Source organism: Tropicimonas sp. TH_r6 (assembly GCF_033101155.1).
Taxonomy (GTDB): domain Bacteria; phylum Pseudomonadota; class Alphaproteobacteria; order Rhodobacterales; family Rhodobacteraceae; genus Tropicimonas.
The window spans coordinates 167,235-189,841 of sequence record NZ_JAWMPX010000002.1 but is presented as its reverse complement, the minus strand read 5'-3'; the positions used below and the strand labels follow the sequence as shown (position 1 = coordinate 189,841).

General features: G+C 64.4%; 22 protein-coding genes. 9 read left to right on the top strand and 13 right to left on the bottom strand.

What is annotated here, in order from left to right; translation table 11 throughout:
* The 7 genes from rlmB to R3X27_RS02885 form a co-directional block, all read right to left on the bottom strand.
* The gene (rlmB, locus tag R3X27_RS02915) at positions 1-789 is read right to left on the bottom strand and encodes a 23S rRNA (guanosine(2251)-2'-O)-methyltransferase RlmB (protein ID WP_317707325.1); all 789 of its coding nucleotides are present in this window, start codon (positions 787-789) and stop codon (positions 1-3) included.
* A 107-nt stretch (positions 790-896) separates the two neighbouring features.
* On the bottom strand, positions 897-1,826 hold the full coding sequence (locus R3X27_RS02910) for a metal ABC transporter permease (protein WP_317707324.1): 930 nt from the start codon (positions 1,824-1,826) through the stop codon (positions 897-899).
* Positions 1,823-3,028: a metal ABC transporter permease gene (locus R3X27_RS02905; RefSeq protein WP_317707323.1), complete on the bottom strand. Its 1,206-nt coding sequence runs from the start codon at positions 3,026-3,028 to the stop codon at positions 1,823-1,825. The genes R3X27_RS02910 and R3X27_RS02905 overlap by 4 nt, the downstream gene beginning before the upstream one ends.
* A 3-nt stretch (positions 3,029-3,031) precedes the next feature.
* A complete protein-coding gene (locus R3X27_RS02900) occupies positions 3,032-3,841 on the bottom strand; it encodes a metal ABC transporter ATP-binding protein (RefSeq protein ID WP_317707322.1) in 810 nt (269 codons plus the stop codon).
* A 13-nt stretch (positions 3,842-3,854) separates the two neighbouring features.
* Entirely contained in the window at positions 3,855-4,829 is a 975-nt protein-coding gene (locus R3X27_RS02895; RefSeq protein ID WP_411572454.1) for a metal ABC transporter solute-binding protein, Zn/Mn family, read from the bottom strand.
* A gap of 185 nt (positions 4,830-5,014) precedes the next feature.
* Positions 5,015-5,464, bottom strand: a complete 450-nt coding sequence (locus R3X27_RS02890; RefSeq protein WP_317707321.1) for a GNAT family N-acetyltransferase — start codon at positions 5,462-5,464, stop codon at positions 5,015-5,017.
* A 14-nt stretch (positions 5,465-5,478) separates the two neighbouring features.
* Positions 5,479-6,495 (bottom strand): PhoH family protein, encoded by a 1,017-nt coding sequence (locus R3X27_RS02885; protein WP_317707320.1) that lies wholly within the window; start codon positions 6,493-6,495, stop codon positions 5,479-5,481.
* Positions 6,496-6,881: 386 nt separating this feature from the next.
* Between R3X27_RS02885 and R3X27_RS02880 the strand changes: the two genes are divergently transcribed.
* The 3 genes from R3X27_RS02880 to R3X27_RS02870 all read left to right on the top strand — a co-directional run bounded on the left by R3X27_RS02880 (position 6,882) and on the right by R3X27_RS02870 (position 9,310).
* Positions 6,882-7,214: a hypothetical protein gene (locus R3X27_RS02880; RefSeq protein ID WP_317707319.1), complete on the top strand. Its 333-nt coding sequence runs from the start codon at positions 6,882-6,884 to the stop codon at positions 7,212-7,214.
* Between the two features lie 176 nt (positions 7,215-7,390).
* A complete protein-coding gene (locus R3X27_RS02875; RefSeq protein WP_317707318.1) occupies positions 7,391-8,035 on the top strand; it encodes a DsbA family oxidoreductase in 645 nt (214 codons plus the stop codon).
* A gap of 45 nt (positions 8,036-8,080) precedes the next feature.
* Positions 8,081-9,310, top strand: coding sequence for a multidrug effflux MFS transporter (locus tag R3X27_RS02870; RefSeq protein WP_317707317.1), 1,230 nt, complete (start codon positions 8,081-8,083; stop codon positions 9,308-9,310).
* 195 nt (positions 9,311-9,505) lie between these two features.
* Here the strand turns inward: R3X27_RS02870 and R3X27_RS02865 are convergent, their stop codons facing one another.
* The gene (locus tag R3X27_RS02865) at positions 9,506-10,534 is read right to left on the bottom strand and encodes an extracellular solute-binding protein (protein ID WP_317707316.1); all 1,029 of its coding nucleotides are present in this window, start codon (positions 10,532-10,534) and stop codon (positions 9,506-9,508) included.
* 141 nt (positions 10,535-10,675) lie between these two features.
* Between R3X27_RS02865 and mfd the strand changes: the two genes are divergently transcribed.
* Together mfd and R3X27_RS02855 are read left to right on the top strand one after the other, a co-directional pair.
* Entirely contained in the window at positions 10,676-14,125 is a 3,450-nt protein-coding gene (mfd, locus tag R3X27_RS02860) for a transcription-repair coupling factor (protein ID WP_317707315.1), read from the top strand.
* A 313-nt stretch (positions 14,126-14,438) separates the two neighbouring features.
* Positions 14,439-15,044 carry a flavin reductase family protein gene (locus R3X27_RS02855; protein WP_317707314.1) on the top strand — a complete coding sequence of 202 codons (606 nt, stop codon included), beginning with the start codon at positions 14,439-14,441 and terminating at the stop codon, positions 15,042-15,044.
* A gap of 129 nt (positions 15,045-15,173) precedes the next feature.
* On the opposite strand, the gene R3X27_RS02850 is transcribed toward R3X27_RS02855, so the two are convergent.
* Genes R3X27_RS02850 through R3X27_RS02835 form a run of 4 tightly spaced genes read right to left on the bottom strand, consistent with a single transcriptional unit; the run spans position 15,174 to position 18,052 of the window.
* On the bottom strand, positions 15,174-15,863 hold the full coding sequence (locus tag R3X27_RS02850) for an HAD-IA family hydrolase (protein ID WP_317707313.1): 690 nt from the start codon (positions 15,861-15,863) through the stop codon (positions 15,174-15,176).
* Positions 15,860-16,528 (bottom strand): HAD-IA family hydrolase, encoded by a 669-nt coding sequence (locus R3X27_RS02845; RefSeq protein WP_317707312.1) that lies wholly within the window; start codon positions 16,526-16,528, stop codon positions 15,860-15,862. Before R3X27_RS02845 ends, R3X27_RS02850 begins: the two co-directional genes overlap by 4 nt.
* Before the next feature lie 3 nt (positions 16,529-16,531).
* Positions 16,532-17,080, bottom strand: coding sequence for a thioredoxin family protein (locus R3X27_RS02840; protein WP_317707311.1), 549 nt, complete (start codon positions 17,078-17,080; stop codon positions 16,532-16,534).
* 15 nt (positions 17,081-17,095) lie between these two features.
* Positions 17,096-18,052: an MBL fold metallo-hydrolase gene (locus tag R3X27_RS02835; RefSeq protein WP_317707310.1), complete on the bottom strand. Its 957-nt coding sequence runs from the start codon at positions 18,050-18,052 to the stop codon at positions 17,096-17,098.
* A 265-nt stretch (positions 18,053-18,317) separates the two neighbouring features.
* On the opposite strand from R3X27_RS02835, the gene ilvN reads away from it, so the two are divergent.
* From ilvN to R3X27_RS02815, 4 genes are all read left to right on the top strand, one after another.
* Positions 18,318-18,881, top strand: a complete 564-nt coding sequence (gene ilvN, locus R3X27_RS02830) for an acetolactate synthase small subunit (protein ID WP_317707309.1) — start codon at positions 18,318-18,320, stop codon at positions 18,879-18,881.
* Between the two features lie 364 nt (positions 18,882-19,245).
* Positions 19,246-20,337, top strand: a complete 1,092-nt coding sequence (locus R3X27_RS02825; protein ID WP_317707308.1) for a UDP-3-O-(3-hydroxymyristoyl)glucosamine N-acyltransferase — start codon at positions 19,246-19,248, stop codon at positions 20,335-20,337.
* 34 nt (positions 20,338-20,371) lie between these two features.
* On the top strand, positions 20,372-20,641 hold the full coding sequence (locus tag R3X27_RS02820) for an acyl carrier protein (RefSeq protein WP_317707307.1): 270 nt from the start codon (positions 20,372-20,374) through the stop codon (positions 20,639-20,641).
* Positions 20,638-21,846, top strand: coding sequence for a beta-ketoacyl-[acyl-carrier-protein] synthase family protein (locus tag R3X27_RS02815; protein WP_317707306.1), 1,209 nt, complete (start codon positions 20,638-20,640; stop codon positions 21,844-21,846). Before R3X27_RS02820 ends, R3X27_RS02815 begins: the two co-directional genes overlap by 4 nt.
* A gap of 92 nt (positions 21,847-21,938) precedes the next feature.
* On the opposite strand, the gene purQ is transcribed toward R3X27_RS02815, so the two are convergent.
* Entirely contained in the window at positions 21,939-22,607 is a 669-nt protein-coding gene (gene purQ / locus R3X27_RS02810; RefSeq protein WP_317707305.1) for a phosphoribosylformylglycinamidine synthase subunit PurQ, read from the bottom strand.

The window sequence follows — 22,607 nt, the reverse complement described above, 5'->3', positions numbered from 1 at the left end:
TTATGCTCCGCTCCTGCTCCCACGCGAAGCATATAGGGCGACGGCCGCCGCATTGGAGACGTTGAGCGAGCCAAACTCTCCCGCCGCGTCGATTTTCACGAGGCGGTCGCAGGTCGTGCGACTGCGTTCGCGCAGACCGGGCCCTTCCGCGCCGAGAACAAGCCCCAGCGGCAGATCGGCCGCGTCCCGCGCGGCCTCGGCAAGATCCGTCTCCGCCTCGCCGTCGAGCCCGAGCAGCACATATCCCATCTTGCGCAGCTCCTCCATGCTGTCCGCGAGGTTGCGCACGCGCAGATAGGGCTGGCGCTCCAGCGCGCCGGAAGCGGTCTTGGCCAGCGCACCGGTTTCGGGCGCGGAGTGGCGCAGCGTGCCGATCACCGCGCGGGCGCCGAACACCTCCGCCGACCGCAGGATGGCGCCGACATTATGCGGATCGCTGACCCGGTCGAGCAGCACGACACGGGGCGACGCCTGACCCGGTTCGCAGATCTCGGCGAGGCTGCCCCAGTTGAGCGGACGCACTTCCAGCGCCGCCCCCTGGTGGACGGAGTTCGGATCCAGCGGAACGTCGAACCTGCGCGGATCAGTGACCTCGGGCTCCATGCCACTGGCGGCGATGGCATCGGCGAGCTTGTCAGCGGCGTTGCGTGTCACCACGAGACGGAGCCGCTGCCGGGCCGGGTTTTCCAGCGCATCGCGCACGGCATGCAGGCCGAAGAGCCAGACAGTCTGCGCGGCGGCGGCGCGTTTGGCGCGCTCCTTGTCGATGACCCAGGTCGGTTTCTTCATGTCGCTTGTCCTTTTCTTCTCCCTGCCCGGATGCGGCCCGAATGGCAAGCGTCGAGGCGTTGGTGGCAACCGCGCAACCAGCCCCAAAACCCTGTCTCGGAAAGCGTCTAGGCTTCGGTCGGCGCGCCGATCCGCGACCGTTTTGGCCCGAAGAGCGCGGCCAGCGCCAGGATCACACCGGAGAGCGTTGCGATCATGCCGGCGGCAGAGACCGCGTTGTCGCCGCCAAACCAGAGCGGGCCATAGCCTGCGAACACATAGCCCAGAACCGCCGACACTGTCGCAAAGCCGACCGACCAGGCGATCTGCGTCTCCAACCGGTCGGTCATCAGCCGGGCTGCGGCCGGCGGACAGATGAACATGGCGATGACGATGATCGAGCCGACCGCGTCGAAAGCCGCCACCGCCGCGATGGCCGAGACGATGACCAGCGCCATGCCGAGCGCGCCAGTGCGGATGCCCAGCCCCTCGGCAAAGCTCTCGTCGAAGGTCGATATCTTGAGCGGACGCCAGAAGAGCCAGAGGAAGGCGGAAACGCCCAGCAGGGTCAGGAAGATCCGCATCAGCTCCGGCGGCAGCTCGGCCAGCGCCACCGGGTCGAGCAGCGAGGCCCAGCCATCGGCATCGAGCCAGATCAGCGATTCCAGGTTCCCCATCAGCGCATGTTCGACATCGAGATGGACGGTCGAGGTGTCGGAGCGTTCCAGCAACAGCACGCCACCGGCGAACATCGAGGTGAAGACCACGCCCATCGCGGCACCGGTCTCGATCCGGCCGAGCCGGCGGATCGCCTCGATCAGGATCACCGCGACAATCGCCGCCAGCCCGGCACCGATCATCATCGGCCAGGTCCCCAGCGTGCCGGTCACGAGGAAAGCGACGACGATGCCCGGCAGCACGACATGGCTGATCGCGTCGCCGATCAGCGCCTGTTTTCGCAGCACGAGGAAATTGCCGGGCAGCGCGCAGGCAATTGCCGTGAAAGTGCCGATCAGGATCGGCACGAGGCTCAGCGGGACGAACTCTTCTCCGCTCATGCCGGCACCCCTTTCGGCCCGCCAATATGGGTGTCGATCTCGGCGATCTGGTCTGCGGTCAGCACCGTCTCGATATCACGCAACCCATCATAGAGGCTTGAAACCGCTTCGTAATCCGGCAGGGAATGGACAACATGCCAGCGATGCTCGTCGCGCAGGGCCTTGGCTGCGCGCGCCCTGCCCGCCTCCGTCGGCACGCCGTCGCGACGCGCGAGACCTTCGCTGGCCAGCAGCCGGATCGTCAGCGGCTCATAGACCGGCTGTTCCTGTGCCAGCGCCAGCAGGCCTTGCCGGATATGCACCCGCCGCTGGAAGCGCCGATGCCGCAGATAGGCGGCGAGCACGCCCCGTTCGGGCGCGAAGAAGAGCGAGACAATGAAGAGCGCGAAACAGGTCAGCACGATGATCGGGCCGGTGGGCAGCGACGGCGCCGAGGCCGAGATCGCGGCGCCGATATAGCCCGAGACGCCGCCAATCGCGCCGGCATAAGCGGCGACCAGCTCGCTGCGCTCGGTCCAGAACCGCGCTGTCACCGGCGGGATTATCAGCAGCGCGACGATCAGGATCAGCCCGACGATCTTCAACCCGACCACCGTCACCGCCATCACCAGCAGCATGGTCAGCATGTCGATCCGGTCGGTGTTGATGCCGATGGAGCGGGCATATTCCGCGTCGAACGCCACCAGTGTCATCGCCCGGCGCAGCAGCAACACCAGAGCGAGCGTTATAGCGCCGCCGCCAGCGATGATCATCGCGTCCTGGAAAAGCATGCCGGCGGTCGAGCCAAGCAGCAGCCCGTCCAGCCCCGCCTGCCGGCCGGAGGACATGTTCTGGATCACCGTCAGCAGCACCACGCCAGCACCGAAGAAGACCGAGAGCACGGCGCCGATCGCAGCATCTTCTGCCAGCCGGGTGCGCCGCGTGATCGCCTGCACGGCGAGCAACCCCGCCCATGCCGAGACAGCGGAGCCGAGCATCAACCCGGCGAGATTGCGCCCGTCCCCGCCCAGCGAGACCATGACGATGAAGGCCAGCCCGACTCCGGGCAGCGTGGCGTGGCTGATGGCATCCGCGACCAGCGCCCGCTTGCGCAGGAACAGGAATGTGCCGGTGACCCCGGCCGAAATCCCCAGCAGGGCCGAGCCGAGAGCCACCAGCGTGGCGTTATAGCCAAGCTGGAGCGTGAGCGCGTCAAACAACATGGGTCAGCCCGCGCCCAGCTCCAGATCGTCGATCTGCGTCGTGGCCAGCCGTCCGCCATAGGCCTTTTGCAGCGTCTCGGCGGTGAAGGTCGTGGCCACGGGGCCCTCGGCCACCTTGCGCACATTGATCAGGAAGACATGGTCGAAATAGTCGGTAATGGTGGCGAGGTCGTGATGCACCGCGACAACCGTCCGCCCCTGCGCCTTGAGCGCCTTGAGCACGTCGATGATCGCCTTCTCGGTCGCCGCATCGACGCCCGCGAAGGGCTCGTCGAGCAAGTAGAGATCCGCATCCTGCGCCAGCGCGCGGGCGAGGAAGACACGCTGCTGCTGGCCGCCCGACAGCTGACCGATCTGGCGATGGGCGAAATCGCCCATGCCGACCCGCTCCAGGCAGTCCAGCGCCTTGCGCCGATGCGCACCGGTCACGCGGGCGATCATGCCCAGCTCGCGATAGAGCCCCATCAGCACGACATCGATCACGCGGGCCGGGAAATCCCAGTCGATGGAGGCGCGCTGCGGCACATAGGCGATGCGCCCGCGCGCGCTTTCCAACGGCTTGCCATGGACCGTGACCGTTCCCGAGAGCGGCTTGATCACGCCGAGCGCGGCCTTGAGCAGGGTCGATTTGCCAGCGCCGTTCGGGCCGATGATCGCGGTCATCGAGCCGTCCTCGATGGTCGCATCGACCGAGAAGACGGCCGGTTTCTCTCCATAGGAGACAGTCAGGCCGCGAATGGCCAGCGGGCTCGCCTCAAGCCGCTCCTGCGCGACGCGATGCCCGTGATCCGCTGCCAGTTCCAGATGTGTCATCCCGTGTTTCTCCTCAGGCGCCGGCCGCAAGCCGGCCCACCATGCCCCGTTCCGGGGCCTCGCCACCAAGCGCGCGGGTGATGGTGGTCATGTTATGATCGATCATGCCGAGATAGGTGCCTTCATAGGTTCCGGTCTCGCCCATGGCGTCGGAAAACAGCTCGCCGCCGATGCTGACCTCGTGGCCGCGCGCCGCAGCCCCCTCGATCAGCGCCCGGATATTGCGATCCGAGACCGAGCTTTCGACAAAGACCGCGCCGATATCGCGCGTCACCAGAAGCTCGACCAGCTCGCCGATCCGGTTCAACCCGGCTTCGGATTCGGTCGAGATCCCCTGGATGCCAAGCACCTCGAACCCGTAATCTCGGCCGAAATAGTTGAAAGCGTCATGCGCCGTGACCAGAACCCGGCTCTGCTCGGGCACCGTGGCCAGCACCTTGCGCGCATAGCCGCCGAGCCCGGTCACTTCTTGCACGAAGGCGTCCGCATTGGCGGCAAACTCGTCTACCGCCTCGGGCATCGCGTCGCTCAGCGCGTCCCGGATCACCGGGATCACCTGCACCCAGATCTCGGGCACCATCCAGACATGCGGGTCAAACTTGTCGTCGTAATCGGCATGGCCCAGAAGCAGATCACGCGGCAGCGCCTCGCCGACAGCAACGACAGTCCCCTTGCGCGCCAGTTTCTGGAAGAACGCTTCCATCTGCGCCTCAAGGTAAAGCCCGTGAAACAGCACGAGATCCGCCTTGGTCATGGCAACGATATCGGTCCGGGTCTGGCGATAGGAATGCGGATCGACCCCCGGCCCCATCAGCCCGCGCACCTCGACGGCCGGGCCGCCAATCCGCGCCGCGGCATCCGCGATCATCCCCGTCGTCGCGACGATCTTCAGCCCGGCAGCTGCGTGGGCCGTGCCGGGCAGCGCCATGGCTGCCGCCGCGCCCGCCCCAAGCACAAGTATCTCCCGTCGCTTCATCCGCATTCGCATCACTCCAAGCCACGCCGGCATTCCATCCATCGGACGGATTTCATCCAGCCTGTTGTGACATGGTATATGCAACTCATTCTCAAAAAGCAACGTTCTTGAGAACGATTATCATCTGCATTCAGCGCATATCCGCTATCTGCCTGTGCGATAGGCGTTTCAATCGGCTGTATGCGCGGGTTGCGGGCTCAACGCGCGAGACACATCGAGATTTCCTCGAAAGGCAGACCTTCCTTGTCCTGCTTGCGCCGTGCCGTCTCGACGAAGCCCATCCGCAGGTAGAATCGGACAGCGCCCTCATTCGCCGCATAGACATCGAGACAAAGCCGCCCTTTCAGCGTGAGCCCATGGCACAGAAGCGCCTGCCCGATGCCCTGCCCCTGTCGCTCGGGCGCGATGAAAAGCCCGCCGATGAAATCGTCCAGCAGGCCCAGAAAGCCCACAGGGTCTCCGTCGAGCCAGGCAACCCAAGTCTCAGCCCTTGGCAGATAAATCTCGGAAACGAGTTGTCGGTGTGCCAGAAGTGTCTGCGCGCCAAGGAACCCATGCGATATGGCAGAGGCCCGGTGCCAGATCTCCGTCAGTGCCGCATTGTCCTCCGCCCGGTAGCGACGGATGTCCGGCACAGAGGAGGTCATGGTCCGCCCATCCTTCAGCCCTGCGCGTATTCCGTGTCATAGGCCTCAATGATTCTGGCCACCAGCGGGTGCCGGACGACATCCTTGGAGGTGAAGTAATTGAAGCCGATCCCGTTCACGCCCTTGAGCAGTTTCTCCGCCTCGGTCAGCCCCGAGGTAACCCCGCGCGGCAGGTCGACCTGCGTTCGGTCGCCGGTGACAACCATCCGCGAGCCCTCGCCAAGCCGCGTCAGGAACATCTTCATCTGCATGGTCGTGGCGTTCTGCGCTTCGTCCAACACCACAGCCGCATTGGCCAGCGTGCGGCCGCGCATAAAGGCCAGCGGCGCGATCTCGATCTTCTTCTCTTCCTTGAGCTTGTTCACCTGCTTGCCGGGCAGGAAATCGTTCAGCGCGTCATAGAGCGGCTGCATATAGGGATCGACCTTCTCCTCCTGCGTGCCGGGCAGGAAGCCGAGCCGCTCGCCCGCCTCCACCGCCGGACGGCACAGGATGATCCGGTCGACATGGCCGCCGATGAAGAGGTTCACCGCCACCGCGACAGCGAGATAGGTCTTGCCGGTGCCGGCCGGACCGATGCCGAAGCAGAGCTCGTTGCTCATCAGGCTGCGCACATAGGCTTTCTGCGCGGCCGTGCGCGGCTCGACGATCTTCTTGCGGGTCTTGATCTCGACATGCCCGGACTGGAACATTTCCATCTGGTCGCCCGCCCGCGGCGCGGCCTCGTCTTCCAGCGTGCCGAGCCGGATCGCGCCGTCAATGTCGCCCGGTTCCAGCGCGCGCCCCGCTTCCAGCCTTTGATACAGCTCCTGGAGGATCACCGCCCCGCGGCCGCGCGCATCCCCATCCCCAATCAGCGCCAGCTGGTTGCCCCGCCGGATGATCTGCAGCCCGAGCTGGTGCTCGATCTGGGAGAGGTTGCGGTCAAACTCGCCGCACAGCTCCACAAGGAGCCGGTTGTCGGCGAATTCCACGGGGGTTTCGGCTATGTCTTCCGCTCCGGTCGGGTCTGTCAGGGCACTGATTCCCAAAAATGCGGCTCCGCTGCTCGTGTTTTCGTTGCCCCTATGCTGGCCGGGCGCGCGGATTCTGGCAAGCAGGACTTCAAAGAATTCACGACAATGACACAAAATGCGCCCTATCCCGGCGAAATGTCGCGGATATATGGTGCCGGACGACCATGAATGACCAACTGTCCGGCGCGACGAATACCCGGCCGGTTCCGGCGAATTTTAACCAATTGTCTCGAAAAGGTCTTGAAAAGGAACATGAAATAGTTCGTTTCCATAAGCACGATTTTTCTTATCCTGTCAGAGGGGTATGGTCGGAAATGGATGAATATGACTGGTAGCGCCGGACGTGTGACCGCATTCGCAGCAGCGGCCCCCGGCCTCACGTGAACTGGAAGGACACGAAGATGAAAACGACCTTAATGGTTGCGCTTCTAGCGGGCCTCGCCATCCCTGCCGGAACGGCAGCTTTCGCACGGGGCGACACCCCGTCGAAGCCCGATTCCTCGCCCAAGGGCACGATCAACATCTCTTGCTATCGCGGCATTGCGCGGACAGTTGCCTGGGATCGACCCAACGCCGTCTTCGTGGAAGACCTGATCAAGTACGGATACGGCTTCAAGGAAGCGCATATTATTGGCGAGCGGGTCTGCCGCGACGAATGGGGCGTCGGCGATCACGGCCACATGAAGGAAACGCTTCTCCGCCTCCTTCGCGAAAGCCCGCCGACTGGCCGCTGAGGCGCACCTGACAGAGCTGAAGAAACGGCGCCGCGCTTTCATCGCGGCGCTTTTTTCGTTGGCAATGTCCGAGAGAGTGGCTCTGCGGACGCCCTACGCCGATCAAACGCTCCGTCTCGCATACCGCCCCCTGCATTTCCCCTTGGCGTGGCCGGCCAGCCTGATAGAGGGAAACCATGATCAAGCTCGACATTATCTCCGATCCCATCTGCCCCTGGTGCTATATCGGCAAGACACTGCTGTTCACCGCTCTCGGCGAGCGGCCAGACCACCCGTTCAAGATCGAATGGCACCCGTTCCAGCTCAACCCTGACATGCCGCAGGGTGGCATGGATCGGCGCACCTACCTGGAAACCAAGTTCGGCGGCAAGGAAAAGGCCATCGCGGTCTATTCCCAGATCGCCGAGGCCGCCGAGGCCGCTGGATTGCAGATCGACTTCGCCGCGATCCAACGCACGCCCAACACGCTCGACGCCCACCGCCTGATCCACTGGGCCGGGCTCGAGGAACGGCAAACCGAAATCGTGCATGCGCTGTTCGAGGCCTATTTCAGCGACGGCCGCGATATCGGCTCTCATGACGTTCTGGCCGATATCGCCGACAGTGCCGGGCTCGACGCCGCCGCGATCCGCCGTCTGCTTGCCGGCGAGGCCGATGCCGAGGATATCCGCAGCCGCGACGCCAATGCGCGGGAACGCGGCGTGACCGGTGTGCCAACCTTTGTCATCGCCAACCAGCATGTCGTCCCCGGCGCCCAACAGCCGGATCTCTGGCTGAAACTGGTCGACGAGATCAACGGACAGATCGGGACAGCGCAGTGACCCCCGCCACGCCGGCCTGATCCTCCGGAAGGACATGACAGCCACATGAAACGGCGTCCCCTGCTTCCCGAACCGACGACCCCGATGCGGCAGGTCGAGTTTATCGCCCTGACGGCGATGCTTTTCGCCAGCGTGGCCTTTTCCATCGACGCCATGCTGCCGGCGCTGCCCCGGATCGCCGCCGACATCTCGCCCGATGCGCCGAACCGCGCGCAACTCATCATCACCAGCTTCGTGCTTGGAATGGGGCTCGGGACCCTGCTCACCGGCCCGCTCTCCGACGCGTTCGGACGCAAGCCGATCGTGCTCTGGGGGGCAGTCCTCTATTGCATCGGTGCAGCGCTGGCGCTGATGGCCAACACGGTCGAGACGATGTTCGCGGCGCGTATGCTTCAGGGACTCGGCGCCGCCGGGCCACGGGTCGTCGCCGTGGCGATCATCCGGGACCAGTATTCAGGACGGCAGATGGCGCGGCTGATGTCCTTCATCATGCTGGTCTTTACAATCGTCCCGGCCATTGCCCCGACGATGGGCGCAGGCATCATCTGGCTTGCCGGCTGGCACGCGGTCTTTTTCTCCTTCATCCTGTTTTCGGTGATCTCCGCGCTCTGGTTCAAGCTGCGCCAGCCCGAAACCCTGCCGCCCGAGAATCGCCGACCACTGCGGTGGGAACCACTCCGGCAGGGCTTGCGCGAGATCCTGACCCACCGGGTCGTCCTGCTCACGCTGCTGACGCAGGCGCTGGTCTTCGGCGCCTTCTTTGCCACGCTCTCCTCGACCCAGCAGATCTTCGACCAGACATTTGGCCAGGGCGCCAATTTCCATCTCTGGTTCGGCCTGGTGGCGGTGGCTGCCTCGCCGGCGAGCCTGATCAATGCGAAACTCGTCGAGAGGGTCGGGATGCGGAACATGATCACGGTTGTGCTGCTGATCCAGATCGGCCTGACCGGGATCGCCGCCCTGCTCTTCTGGAGCGCCGTGCTGCCGCAGGCCGTGATGTTCTGGGTCTATCTTGCCTGGAATATCGGCATGTTCATGCAGACCGGCCTCACCGGCGGCAATCTCAACGCGCTGGCGATGGAGCCGATGGGACATCTCGCGGGGCTGACAGCCTCGGTCACGGGGGCCGTCGGAACCATCGGCGCGGTGGCGCTGGCCATCCCGCTGGGCCTCGCCTTCGACGGGACACCCCTGCCGCTGATGGTGGGCAGCTGGGTCCTTATCGTGTTGGGCTTTGCCGCGATGCTCGTGCTGCGGGCGACGGATCGGCGATAAGCACGGATCTGCGAAAGCGACGCGAAGCGCCGATAGAGGATTTCGGGATTGAGCGCTGATGGGCGCTGGCACGGATTGCGTTGGCGCCACTTGCGAGCGAAGCGAACGTCCGCTCTGTCCGCAAAACAGCAATCGCGGCCCCCATGGGGACCGCGAAAACACGTGTCAAACACGGTCCAACACCGCCGCGTGCACTTACTTCCAACCAACCTCGTTGAAGATCTTCTGCGCCGCACCGATGTTTTCGGCCACCGCCGAGAGATCGACATCATCCGCCTTGAACGCACCGAGCCTGGCAACAGACTCCGCCAGCTCTACGCCTTCAACAGCCGGGAACTCGTCATTGCCGCCAGAGAAGTAGACCTGTGCGGCGTCGCTGGCGAGATATTCCAGGAACTGGACCGCCGTGTCCCGGTTCGGCGCATGGGCCGCGACCCCGGCCCCCGAGAGGTTCATATGCGCGCCATTGCCCTCCTGGTCCGGGAAAACCCAGCCAATCTGGTCGACATGGTCGGAAACGCCCTTCACCGGCTTGCGCAGCGCGCGGGCAAAATAATAGGTGTTCGACACCGAGATCTCGCATTCGCCGGACACCAGCGCGCGGATCTGGTCGGTATCGCCGCCTTGCGGCGGCCGCGCCATATTGTCGACCACGCCCTGCGCCCAGTCCCGCGCGGCGTCCTCGCCCGCATGGGTCACGATCGCGGCCAGAAGCGTCTGGTTGTAATCGTTGGAGGAGGAGCGGATGCAGATCTGACCCTTGTATTTCGGGTCCGCCAGATCGGCATAGGTCATCGGCGGCTCGGCCACGTCGGCCTTGTCGTAAAAGATGATCCGCCCGCGCTGCGAGAAACCGAACCACTGGTTCTCGTCATCCTGCAGGTTGCCCGGGATGCGTTCTTCCAGCAGCGCACTCTCGACCGGTTGCAGCACACCGGCGTCCTTGGCGCGGGTCAGCCGTGACGTGTCCACAGTCAGCAGCACATCGGCTGGCGAATTCCGCCCTTCGGCCTTCATTCGCGCGATCAGCTCATCGGCATTGCCTTCAATGCGGTTGATGCGGACGCCCGTGGCGTCTTCAAAATCGGAATAGAGCCGGTCATCGGTGTCATAATGGCGCGAGGAATAGAGGTTCAACTCGCCATCGGCTAGCGCCGGCAACGCGGTCGCGCCAAGCAGGCCGGCCAGGATAAGGGCGGCGCGGGCCGGGGTCGGAAAGGTCATGCATGTCTCCATTTGTCCTGTTTCCGAGTGTTCTGATCGGAAATTCGAAGGCGGTCAAGAATTACCTGATTAAAAAAATCAGTTTTATCACCGCCCCGCCTGACGGTTGACACCGCGCGCAACTGGCATAGGGGAAGGACCATGAGCAAATCCGCACATATCACGGCCGGCGGCGCGCCGGAGGGGTTCGACGCGTTGCTACTTGCGCGCGAGTTGGACAAGGGGGCGCCGGTCGTCCATGTCGCGCGCGACGACAAGCGGCTGGCGGCGATGCGCGCCGCGCTGGCTTTCTTCGCGCCGGGCGCGGTAGTGCTGGATTTTCCCGGCTGGGATTGCCTGCCCTATGACCGCGTTTCGCCCAATCCGGACATCTCGGCCGCCCGCATGGCCACGCTGGCCGCGCTTACGGCGGGCATGCCCGGCCCCTTTATCCTGCTGACCACGCTGAATGCGGCCACGCAAAAGGTGCCCGCGCGCGAAATCCTGCGCGAGGCCGCCTTCGCCGCCCGCGTGGGCGAGCGGATCAACGAGACGGCGCTGAAAAACTTCCTCGTCCGCATGGGGTTCAGCCAGGCCCCAACGGTGCTGGAGCCGGGGGATTACGCCATTCGCGGCGGTATTATCGACATCTTCCCGCCCGGCCAGAGCGGCCCGGTGCGGCTCGATCTCTTCGGCGATGTGCTCGACGGCGCGCGCCGCTTCGATCCGGCCAACCAGCGCACCGTGGAGAAGCTGCAGGCGGTCGAACTGGCGCCCGTCTCGGAGGTCATCCTCGACGAAGCCGCAATCACCCGCTTCCGGCAGAATTACCGCATCGAGTTCGGCGCCACCGGCACCGATGATCCGCTCTACGAGGCTGTTTCGGCGGGGCGCAAACATGCCGGCATGGAGCATTGGCTGCCCTTCTTCCACGAAAGGCTCGAGACGCTTTTCGACTATCTCCCCGACGCAACCGTAATGCTGGACGACCAGACGACGCCGGCGCGCATCGCCCGCTGGGAGGGGATCGCCGACAGTTATGACAATCGTGTCGAAGCGATGAAGTCCAAGGCGCGGCTGGATTCGGTCTACAAGCCTGCCGCGCCGTCGACGCTCTATCTCGATGAGGACGCCTTTGACGTGGCGATTGCCGGCCATCGCAGCGTTGGTTTCAACGCCTTGCCGCAAGGCACCGGCCCGGGGGTGATCGATGCGGGCGGCCGGATCGGACGCAATTTCTCTCCTGAACAACAGCAAGAAAGCATAAGCCTTTTCGGTGCCTTGGCGGACCATGTTAAAGCAAAACGCCAGGACGGGCAGGTCGTCATTGCCTCCTATTCCGAGGGCGCGCGGGAGCGGCTTGCCGGGTTGATGGCCGACGAAGGCGTGCAGGGCGCGACCGAGATCGGCGATTTCCGGGACATTCCGGAGGGCGTCGGCGGGCTCTACCTGGTGGTCTGGGCACTGGAGCATGGCTTCGAGGGGAAAGGCCTCACGGTCATTTCCGAGCAGGACGTGCTTGGCGACCGGCTCATCCGCAGGCCACGCCGCAAACGGCGGGCGGAGAATTTCCTCACCGAGGCGCAGTCGCTCAGCCCGGGCGATCTCGTGGTGCATGTCGATCACGGCGTCGGACGCTACATGGGATTGGAGATCGTCAACGCGCTCGGTGCCGATCACGAGATGATCCATCTCGAATATGCCGAAGCCGCACGGCTGTACCTGCCAGTCGAAAACATCGAGCTACTGAGCCGCTTCGGTCATGATGAAGGCCTGCTCGACCGGCTCGGCGGCGGCGCCTGGCAGGCCAAGAAGGCCAAGCTCAAGGAGCGCATCCGCCAGATCGCCGACAAGCTGATGCGGATCGCGGCGGAACGGGCGCTGCGCAAGGCGCCGGTTCTGCAGGCCGAGCATCATATCTGGGAGGAGTTCTCGGCCCGATTCCCCTATCAGGAGACGGATGACCAGCTGAAGGCCATCGAGGATGTGCTGGAAGACCTGGAACGCGGACTTCCGATGGATCGGCTGGTCTGCGGTGATGTCGGCTTCGGCAAGACGGAAGTGGCAATGCGGGCGGCCTTTATCGCTGCCATGTCGGGCCGGCAGGTCGCGGTGATCGCGCCGACCACGCTGCTTGCCCGCCAACATGCCAAGAGCTTCAAGGAGCGCTTCCGGGGCTTTCCGCTCAAGGTCCGGCAGCTCTCGCGCTTCGTCGGCACGAAAGAGGCGAACGAGACCCGCAAGGGCATCTCCGACGGCTCGATCGATATCGCAATCGGCACCCACGCGCTTCTGGCCAAGACGGTAAAATTCAACAATCTCGGGCTGTTGATCATCGACGAGGAGCAGCATTTCGGCGTCCAGCACAAGGAACGGCTGAAGGATATGCGTTCCGATATCCATGTACTCACACTCACCGCGACACCGATTCCGCGCACCTTGCAGATGTCGCTCTCCGGCGTGCGGGATCTGTCGATCATCGGAACCCCTCCGGTCGATCGGCTCGCCATCCGCACCTATGTCAGCGAGTTCGACGCGGTCACCATCCGCGAGGCGCTGCTGCGCGAACATTACCGCGGCGGGCAAAGCTTCTATGTCGTCCCGCGCATTTCCGACCTGCCGGAGATCGAGACCTTCCTGCGCGACCAGGTCCCTGAGATCTCCTATGTCGTCGCCCATGGCCAGATGGCGGCGGGTGAACTCGATGACCGGATGAACGCTTTCTATGACGGCAAGTTCGACGTTTTGCTGGCCACGACCATCGTCGAAAGCGGTCTCGATATTCCGACGGCCAACACGATGGTCGTCCATCGCGCGGACATGTTCGGTCTGGCCCAGCTCTACCAGATCCGGGGTCGGGTCGGCCGCGCCAAGACGCGCGCCTATGCCTATCTGACGACGAAGCCCCGCGCGCGCCTGACGGATACCGCCGAAAAGCGGCTGCGCGTTCTTGGCTCGCTGGACAGCCTCGGCGCCGGGTTCACGCTCGCGAGCCAGGATCTCGACATTCGCGGCGCGGGCAATCTCGTCGGCGAGGAGCAGTCCGGGCAGATGCGCGAGGTGGGCTACGAGCTGTACCAGACCATGCTCGAAGAGGCGATCGGCAAGATCAAGGCGGGCGAGTTCGAAGGGCTGACGGATGATGACGGCCAATGGGCGCCGCAGATCAATCTCGGCGTGCCGGTGCTGATCCCGGAGGCCTATGTGCCCGATCTCGACGTGCGGCTCGGTCTCTACCGGCGCCTGTCCGGCCTGACCACCAAGGTCGAGCTGGAAGGCTTCGCGGCCGAGTTGATCGACCGCTTCGGCAAGCTGCCCAAGGAGGTCAACACGCTGCTGCTGATCGTGCGGATCAAGGCGATGTGCAAACGCGCCTTTATCGCCAAGCTCGATGGCGGACCAAAAGGCGCCACGATTCAGTTCCACAATGACAAATTCCCCAATCCGGCGGGGCTGGTTAGCTTCGTGCAGGCTCAGAACGGGCTGGCAAAGGTGCGCGACAACAAGATCGTCGTGCGGCGGGACTGGAAGAACAATGCCGACAAGATCAAGGGCGCCTTTTCCATTGCGCGCGACCTTGCCGAACAGGCACGGGTGAAGAAGAAGGGTTAATATCGAACGGTTTTCGGACTGTGCGACCGTTCGCTTCATGTGCAACGGCAGCCGCTCAAGCGCCTCCCCGTGGGATGGCGTTGGCAGGGCGGCTTCGCCTTGATTCCGTGCCTTCCAGCGCCTTATCCCACGAGCCGCTTCCGGCTCCCTGCGTCTCCGGCCCCCTCCAACTGGGTCAAACACATTGTGCTGGCTTCGGCCGCCTCCGATCTGCCAAATAAACGCAAATTGCGGCTCACCCGGATTTTATCCGTCTTCCCGCTTCAAACCGGACATGAAAGCCTCTAAATCGGTGCGAAAGGAGACGCCCGACATGTTCTATCGCCCCGAGGACGACCACGGACTGCCCCAGAACCCGTTCAACGCGATTGTCACCCCCCGCCCGATCGGCTGGATCTCGACACGCGGCACGGACGGATCGGAGAATCTCGCGCCCTATTCCTTCTTCAACGCCGTTGCCTACACGCCGCCACAGGTGATGTTCGCCACCACCGGCAAGAAGCACGACCGGGACGGCACCAAGGACACGCTGGCCAATATCCGTGACACCGGCGTGTTCGCGGTGAATGTGGTCGAATATGCCATGCGCGAGGCGATGAACCTGACCTCCGGCCCCTGGGACAAGGATGTCGATGAGGCCGAACTGGCCGGGATCGAGCGCGCCGATTGCCAGATCATCGATTGCGCCCGTATTGCCAACGCGCCGGCAACGCTCGAATGCCGACTGACGCAGATTGTCGAACTGGCCGGACGGGCGAATCTGGTGGCCTTCGGAGAAGTGGTCGGGATCCACATGCGGGATGACTGCATCCGCGACGGAATCTTCGACACGACCCAGTTCCAGCCGCTGGCCCGCATGGGCTATCGCGACTTCGCGCGGATCTCGGATGTCTTCACCATGCCGCGCCCGGGCGAGTGACGGGCACACGCGCCGCACAGCCGATCGGTTGAGTGGCGCGAGGTCCCTCTCGTCGCTGCGGAGCAAAGGATACGCTTTCGGAAGCGTGGTCAGGGGCGCCTATTCGTTTCGGACACCGCAAACGGGTCTCTAGGGCGTGAACCCGAAGGCCGGCCAATGGGCCCGTTCAAGCGAGGGAAGCACCAGCGAGTCTCCGAAATCCGCGTCGCCCGGCCCTTCTTCCGACGGGGTCACGACCACACGCATCTCCGCCGCACACGCTGCCGCATGGCCCACCGGGCTGTCTTCGAAAACCAACACCTCTTCGGTGGTGAGCCCCAGCCGCTCCAGCGCCAGGAGGTAGCCCTGGGGGTCCGGCTTCTTGCACGTCACGTCATCGCCGGTGATCACGACCTCGAAAATCTCTTCCGCCGGCGCCCAGAGGCACCCTTGGGCCAGTGCCTCGAAACTGGCCGAGCTTGCGGCGGTCACCACCGCACAGCGCAGCCCTGCAATGGGTGCCGCCTCCAGCAGCGCGCGCACGCCAGGCCGCAGCTCCAGCGCGCCACCGGCCAGCATCTCGCCATAGATCCGGCGCTTGACCGGCTGCACCGCGCGCAGTCGCGCCTCGGACACCCGCTCCGTCTCCGGCAACCGCTCCTGGAAAAAGCGCATACGCTCCAGCCCGCCCGACACCGCGAGCAGCCCGCGATTTACCTCCCTGTCCCACTGCCAGGGCAGGTCCAACTCGGCGAAGGCGGCGTTGAAGGAACGGCGGTGGAGATCTTCCGTCTCCGCCAGCGTCCCGTCGACATCAAAGATCAATGCCCGGAGGCTCATTGCGCCGCCGTCTGCTCGGCCTGCGCCTCGGCGACAATGCCCGCCAACTGGTCGAAATGGTCGAAGGCCCAGCGATGCGGTATCTCGGAGACCGGGGATTTGCGATAGCCCTCGGTATAGAGCGCGAAGGGCAGCTTTGCATTCGCGGCTGTCTCGGAATCCGTGCCGCTATCGCCAACGAAGAGCGACGGCCCGCCACCGAGATCCGCGATACAGCGGAACGCCATTTCCGGGTCCGGCTTGCGGCTCGCCACAGTGCCGGCGGAAACGACCGCATCGAAGACAGGCTCCAGTTTCATATGTCTCAACACCGCCCGTGTCGGCACGATCGGCTTGTTGGTACACAGGCCAATCCGATGGCCAGCGCCCTTGAGCACCGCCAGCGCATCGATCACGCCAGGATAGAACACGGCCCGATCCACGGCGAATTCATACTCGGCGACGAAATCCGCATAGATCTTCGCGTGGCTTTCGACCGTCTCCTCGATCCCGCGCGACGCCATGATCCGGCTGACCAGGACCTTCGCACCCTCTCCGACGAAACTCCGCGTCTCCTCCAGCGTCAGTGGCGGCTTTCCGAGCTGCGCCAGGATCACCTCGGCAACAGCCTGGATATCCGGCGCGCTGTCGATCAGCGTGCCGTCGAGGTCGAAGACGATATTCATGCGTTATTTCCACTTGATGGAGCAGCCCATGGACGGGACCTGCTCTTCAGGGCCGCGGCCCGTTTCGGACACGCGTTTCATGGCCTCGAAGAGATCGCGCCGCAAGTCCGGCGCCGCGGCACCTGCGCGCGCTGCGTCAAGACGCCCGCGATATTGCAGCTCTCCGGCCGCGTTGAAGCCGTAGAAATCCGGCGTGCAGGCGGCGTCATAGGCGCGCGCGACCGATTGATCGGCATCATGCAGATAAGGGAATGGCAACGCCCATTCCTCAGCTTTCACCGCCATATTCTCAAAGGAATCGGCCGGATAGGCGACAGCATCATTGGAGCAGATCGCCGCCACGCCGATCCCGAGCGCCTGAAGCTCGCGCCCGTCGCGCACGATCCGGTCAATCGCGCGCAGCACGTACGGGCAATGATTGCAGATGAACATCAGCAACAGCCCGTTCGGGCCGGCGATGTCGGTCAATGCGTAAGTCTTGCCTTCGGTGGCCGGCAAGGTGAAGTCCACGGCTTTCCAGCCGAAATCGCAGACAGGGGGTGTGGCAGCCATTGCGGGCCTCCTCGTTCAGCTCTCCTGAACGAATCTATACCCGTCTCCGCCCTTTTCCGCACGTCCCATCCCGCCGCCGGGCAGGTGGAACCCGATCAGCCGCATCTGTTCGGTGGCCATCCGGTCCATCAGTGCGACGCGCGTCGCGGCGCCCAGGTCGCGGTCCTGATCCGAGCCGGAATGCCAGTCCGGCCGGGCGAAGGCGACATGGTGATTGCCGATTGCATCGCCGATGACCATCACGCTCTCGCTGCCATCGCGGATTTCGAAGGACATGTGGCCGGGCGTGTGTCCCGGCGTCGACACGGCGGCCACGCCAGGCAGAATTTCCTCTCCGTCCTCGAAGAAGCGCATCGCATCCTCCATCGCCATGAGCCGCCGCTGCGCCCCCACCGCCATGGTCGTGCGCTCGGGTTGGATGGTGTCGACGGTCTTCGGGTCGGTCCAGTACTCCCACTCCGTTTTGCCGATCATGTGCTCGGCTTCGTAGAAGAAGGGCTCGTCGAAATCGTCGAGAACGCCCCACAAATGATCCGGATGGGCATGGGTGAAGATGACATGGGTCACGTCTTCCGGCGCGACGTCCAGCGCGTCCAGCGCCGCGCCGATCTTGCCCGCGCTCTCCTGAAAGGCCGGGCCGGCGCCGGTGTCGAAGAGAATGGTGTTCTCGCCGCTGCGCAGGAGCGTGACATTGCATTCCGGGGTCAGCGGCGCGCCGGGCACGATTCCGCGTGCCTCCAGCACCGGGCCGAGTTCCGCCTGCGGCATCGGTCCGAAGATGAATTCGGGCGGCAAGACGAGATGGCCGTCGCTCAGCGTGTCGATCCGCATGGCTCCCAGGTCCAGTGCGGCGTGGGCCCATCGCGGTGCGACGCCCATGGCCAGCCCCCCTGCCCCCGCCAGCGCGGTTTGCATCATCCTGCGCCGTGTCAGATCCATCGCCCGTCCTCCCTCGATTTCCCTGAAACGCATTCTTACATTCAATTGCTCGAATAACAAATGGCTTTGCCGATGACCGAGGGCGCTCCCGCCGGTTTCCCTCATATCGAAGATATTCGGGAAACGGTTGGGCCGGGCGCCCTTCGGGCGTGTCGGAGCGCGGGCCGCCTGTCGCCCTCCCAGAACCGGCGACAGGAATAGACAAACTGCGGCGGAATTGTCCTTTCCCAGTCCACGACCGCGTTGTATGCAAGGCGACGCATTCGTGAAATCACGCGCAAGAACCGAGGGAAAGACCATGTCCGCATTGAAGATCAAGAAAGGTTCGTCGAAGCATTCGGCCTATGATCTGCGTAACCCCAATGCCGAGGTCATCGAGACCCACACGCTGGCCGTGGTGGTGGACAACGAGGCTGGCGTCCTTGCTCGCGTGATCGGACTGTTTTCCGGCCGCGGCTACAATATCGAGAGCCTCACCGTTGCCGAGGTTGACCATACCGGACATCGCTCGCGCATCACCGTGGTCACCACCGGCACCCCGCAGGTGATCGAACAGATCAAGGCACAGCTTGGTCGGATGGTCCCGGTGCACGAGGTCCATGACCTGACCATCGAAGGGCCCTCAGTCGAGCGCGAACTGGCTTTGCTCAAGGTTGCCGGAACTGGCGACAAGCGGGTCGAAGCGCTGCGCCTCGCCGATATCTTCCGTGCCAATGCGGTGGATTCCACGCTGGAGAGCTTCGTGTTCTCCATCGCCGGCGCGCCGGAGAAGATCGACGCATTCGCCGACCTGATGCGTCCGCTGGGACTGGTGGAGATCGCCCGGACCGGCGTTGCGGCCCTGACCCGCGGAGCGGATTGATCCACGGGCGCGTTGGCGCCTGTATCAAAGGTCGAGCGAACGCACCGCGCCGGGTTTCGGCGCGGTTTTTTCTTGCGCGTCAGGCGCGCGGCCCGTTCTGGACTGCGGATGATGCGGCCAATCGCTGTGTCTGCTACTTGCGCCAGCACGAGCCAAGCCAGCGCTGCCCTTGAGGTCCGCTGCAACGCGCGCGGCCGGCCCACACCAACATGTCCGCCCTCGCAACGGCGTCCCGGCAAACCCGGCGCCTCCTTCGAACGCCCCCAACCAACCGCTACCGGACCGGGCCAAGTTTTGTCCGGTTGCAGCCATGCCCACGCATGGACTACATCTGCAGGCCAGACCCAACAGCCGGGACAGTTCCATGCCATATTCCATCCAGACCATTGCCGAGGCGCTCGGGGCCCGGGCCGTCGGAGATGTCGGACTGACGGTGAGCGAGGCCGCCGAGCCCGCCTCCGCCGACCGCGACACGCTCGCCATCGCCATGGCGCCAGCCTATGCCGAGGCGCTCGGCCAGGGCGCGGCGCGGGCGGCGATCCTTTGGGCCGATGCTGACTGGGAGGCGTTCGGGCTGGAAGCAGCTGTGCTGGTCGACCGGCCGCGTTATGCGCTCTCCGGCCTGACCCGGCTTCTCGATGCCGGGCCGGAGATCGCGCCGGGCATCCACCCGACCGCGATTGTCGACGAGAGTGCCCGGATTGCCGAAGGCGCGGCGATCGGCCCCTTTGTCACCATCGGGCGGGACACCCGCATCGACCGGGATGCGCGGATCGGCTCGCATGTGTCCATCGGCACGGAGTGCGAGATCGGACCCGAGGCGCTGATCCATGCCGGCGCCCGGATCGGCCGCAATGTCCGGATCGGTGCGCGTTTCACCTGCCAGTCCGGCGCGGTGATCGGTGGCGACGGGTTCTCCTTCGTCTCGCCGCAGGCCTCCGGGATGGAGGAAGCGCGCGCCGAGCTGCGCGACGAGGTCAAGAATACCGGGCACGAATGGGTCAAGATCCACTCGCTGGGCGGCGTGGAGATCGGCGACGATGTCGAGATCGGCGCCAACACCACCGTCGATGCCGGCACGATCCGGGCGACCCAGATCGGCAATGGCACCAAGATCGACAATATGGTGATGGTCGGCCACAACGTCGTGATCGGCGAGGACTGCCTCTTCTGCGGCCATTCCGGGGCCGCGGGCTCGACTAGGGTCGGCGACCGCGTTGTCCTGGCTGGTCAGTCCGGTCTTGCAGACAATATCACCGTTGGTTCGGACGTGGTTGTCACCGGCGGAACCAAGGTGCTGTCCAACGTGCCCTCGGGTCGCGTTATGATGGGCTACCCGGCGACGAAGATCTCCACCCAGGTCGAAAGCTACAAGGCGCTGCGGCGCCTGCCGAAACTGGTTCGCGACGTCGCGGCGTTGCGAAAGACGCTTTCCAAGCCTGCTGGCAAGGACTAAATGGCTGTCACGGATTGAGCAGGGGAGCCGGGAGATGGCTGAGAGCGTCAAGGACAAGGTGATCGCGATCATTGCGGAACAGGCGGTTCTGGAGCCGTCGGACGTGAAGGACGATGCGTCCCTGGAGGATCTCGGGATCGACAGTCTCGGCCTCGTGGAAGCGATCTTCGCCATCGAGGAAACCTTCGATATCTCCGTGCCCTTCAATGCCAACGAGCCCGAGAAGAGCGAGTTCGACGTCTCGTCGATCTCCGCCATTGTCTCCGCCGTGGAAAAGCTCATCGCGGAGCAATCCGGCTCGTGAAACGCGTGGTGATTACCGGCCAGGGCACGGTCAACGCCCTCGGCATGAACGTTCCCGACACCCTGGAGGCAATGCGAGAAGGCCAATGCGGGATCGGTCCGCTGGAGATCCGCGATGTCGACCGGCTGGCGATCCAGATCGGCGGACAGGTCAAGGGCTATGATCCGGGAGCGGAGTTCAACCGCCAACAGATCGTGCTCTATGACCGGTTCACGCAATTCACGCTGCTCTCCGCCCGCGAAGCCATCGCGCAATCCGGGCTGAATTTCATCGGCGATCTTGCGGCGCGGTCCGGCGTCGTGCTGGGCAATTCCGGCGGCGGGATGAACACGCTCGACGAAAATTACCGCACCGTCTACGAGGCCGGGAAGAACCGTGTGCATCCCTTCGTCGTGCCGAAGCTGATGAACAACGCCGCGGCCAGCCATGTCTCGATGGAGTTCAACCTCAAGGGGCCGACCTTCACGGTGGCCACCGCCTGCGCATCGTCGAACCACGCGATGGGACAGGCCTTCCAGTTCATCCGCTCCGGCATGGCCGAGGTGATGATCACCGGCGGCTCGGAATCGATGCTGTGTTTCGGCGGCGTGAAGGCCTGGGAAGGGCTGCGGGTGATGTCGAAGGATGCCTGCCGCCCCTTCTCCGCCAATCGCAACGGCATGGTGCAGGGTGAGGGCGCGGCGATCTTCGTCTTTGAGGAATATGAACATGCCAAAGCCCGTGGGGCCGAGATCATCGCCGAGGTGATCGGTTTCGCCATGACCTCGGATGCGGCCGATATCGTCATGCCCTCGAAGCAGAATGCGGCGCGGACGATGGAACTGGCGATGCGGGATGCCGGGGTCAACCCGGAAGAGGTGGGGTATATCAATGCCCACGGGACCGGGACGGCGGCGAATGATAAGACGGAATGCGCCGCCGTGGCTGACGCGCTCGGCCATCACGCCAATGACCTGATGATCTCCTCCACCAAGTCGATGCATGGCCATCTGATCGGCGGCACCGGCGCGGTCGAGCTGCTGGCCTGCACCATGGCGCTGAAGGACCGCGTCATCGCGCCGACCATTGGCTACGAGGAGCCGGACCCGGAATGCGCGCTGGATGTCGTGCCGAACACGGCGCGGGACGCCGAGGTTGACGTCGTGCTGTCCAATGCCTTTGCCTTTGGTGGATTGAACGCGGTGCTGGCGCTCCGGCGGGTCTGATCCCGCCAAAGGCCTGTCTGACAGACCTCACGGAGCTTGTGGATCGGGCCGGGCAACACCTGCCCCGCCAACCGGCTCGAAGCCGCCGGGCCTCAGGCCCCGACCAGCATCTCCGTCAGACCGGCGAACAGCGGCACCCCGTCCGTGCCGCCATGCAGCTCGTCAATGGCGCGTTCCGGATGCGGCATCATGCCGAGAACGCGGTGGTTCGCAGACAGCACGCCAGCAATATCCCCGGCGGACCCGTTCGGGTTGTCGGTATAGCGGAAGGCGACACGCCCTTCTCCGTCGAGCCGCGCAATCGTCTCTGCATCGGCCTGGTAATTCCCGTCATGGTGGGCGACCGGAATAGTGATCTCCGCCCCCTCACCATAGCGCGCGGTATAGGGGGACGCTTCACTTTCGACCCGCAAACCAACGGGTTTGCAGACAAAATGCAAATTCGCATTGCGCATCAGGGCGCCCGGCAGCAGGCCGGTCTCCAGCAGGATCTGGAACCCGTTGCAGATCCCCAGCACGTGCCCGCCCCGTTCGGCGAAAGCCTTCACCTCCCGGCAGATCGGCGCATTGGCGGCGATCGCGCCGCAGCGCAGGTAATCGCCGAAGGAGAATCCGCCCGGCAGGCCAATCACGTCCAGCCCTTCGGGCAAGGCACTGTCGCGATGCCAGACGCGGTGGACCTCGAAACCTGCTGCCTCGAAGGCCACGGCAAGGTCACGGTCACAATTGGATCCGGGGAAGGTGACTACAGCTGCGCGCAT

Bases quoted from the DNA above. Each gene is read 5' to 3' on its own strand.
- rlmB (WP_317707325.1), bottom strand. From the start codon at position 789: ATGAAGAAACCGACCTGGGTCATCGACAAGGAGCGCGCCAAACGCGCC.
- R3X27_RS02910 (WP_317707324.1), bottom strand. From the start codon at position 1,826: ATGAGCGGAGAAGAGTTCGTCCCGCTGAGCCTCGTGCCGATCCTGATC.
- R3X27_RS02905 (WP_317707323.1), bottom strand. From the start codon at position 3,028: ATGTTGTTTGACGCGCTCACGCTCCAGCTTGGCTATAACGCCACGCTG.
- R3X27_RS02900 (WP_317707322.1), bottom strand. From the start codon at position 3,841: ATGACACATCTGGAACTGGCAGCGGATCACGGGCATCGCGTCGCGCAG.
- R3X27_RS02895 (WP_411572454.1), bottom strand. From the start codon at position 4,829: ATGCGAATGCGGATGAAGCGACGGGAGATACTTGTGCTTGGGGCGGGC.
- R3X27_RS02890 (WP_317707321.1), bottom strand. From the start codon at position 5,464: ATGACCTCCTCTGTGCCGGACATCCGTCGCTACCGGGCGGAGGACAAT.
- R3X27_RS02880 (WP_317707319.1), top strand. From the start codon at position 6,882: ATGAAAACGACCTTAATGGTTGCGCTTCTAGCGGGCCTCGCCATCCCT.
- R3X27_RS02875 (WP_317707318.1), top strand. From the start codon at position 7,391: ATGATCAAGCTCGACATTATCTCCGATCCCATCTGCCCCTGGTGCTAT.
- R3X27_RS02870 (WP_317707317.1), top strand. From the start codon at position 8,081: ATGAAACGGCGTCCCCTGCTTCCCGAACCGACGACCCCGATGCGGCAG.
- R3X27_RS02865 (WP_317707316.1), bottom strand. From the start codon at position 10,534: ATGACCTTTCCGACCCCGGCCCGCGCCGCCCTTATCCTGGCCGGCCTG.
- mfd (WP_317707315.1), top strand. From the start codon at position 10,676: ATGAGCAAATCCGCACATATCACGGCCGGCGGCGCGCCGGAGGGGTTC.
- R3X27_RS02855 (WP_317707314.1), top strand. From the start codon at position 14,439: ATGTTCTATCGCCCCGAGGACGACCACGGACTGCCCCAGAACCCGTTC.
- R3X27_RS02850 (WP_317707313.1), bottom strand. From the start codon at position 15,863: ATGAGCCTCCGGGCATTGATCTTTGATGTCGACGGGACGCTGGCGGAG.
- R3X27_RS02845 (WP_317707312.1), bottom strand. From the start codon at position 16,528: ATGAATATCGTCTTCGACCTCGACGGCACGCTGATCGACAGCGCGCCG.
- R3X27_RS02840 (WP_317707311.1), bottom strand. From the start codon at position 17,080: ATGGCTGCCACACCCCCTGTCTGCGATTTCGGCTGGAAAGCCGTGGAC.
- R3X27_RS02835 (WP_317707310.1), bottom strand. From the start codon at position 18,052: ATGCGTTTCAGGGAAATCGAGGGAGGACGGGCGATGGATCTGACACGG.
- ilvN (WP_317707309.1), top strand. From the start codon at position 18,318: ATGTCCGCATTGAAGATCAAGAAAGGTTCGTCGAAGCATTCGGCCTAT.
- R3X27_RS02825 (WP_317707308.1), top strand. From the start codon at position 19,246: ATGCCATATTCCATCCAGACCATTGCCGAGGCGCTCGGGGCCCGGGCC.
- R3X27_RS02820 (WP_317707307.1), top strand. From the start codon at position 20,372: ATGGCTGAGAGCGTCAAGGACAAGGTGATCGCGATCATTGCGGAACAG.
- purQ (WP_317707305.1), bottom strand. From the start codon at position 22,607: ATGCGCGCAGCTGTAGTCACCTTCCCCGGATCCAATTGTGACCGTGAC.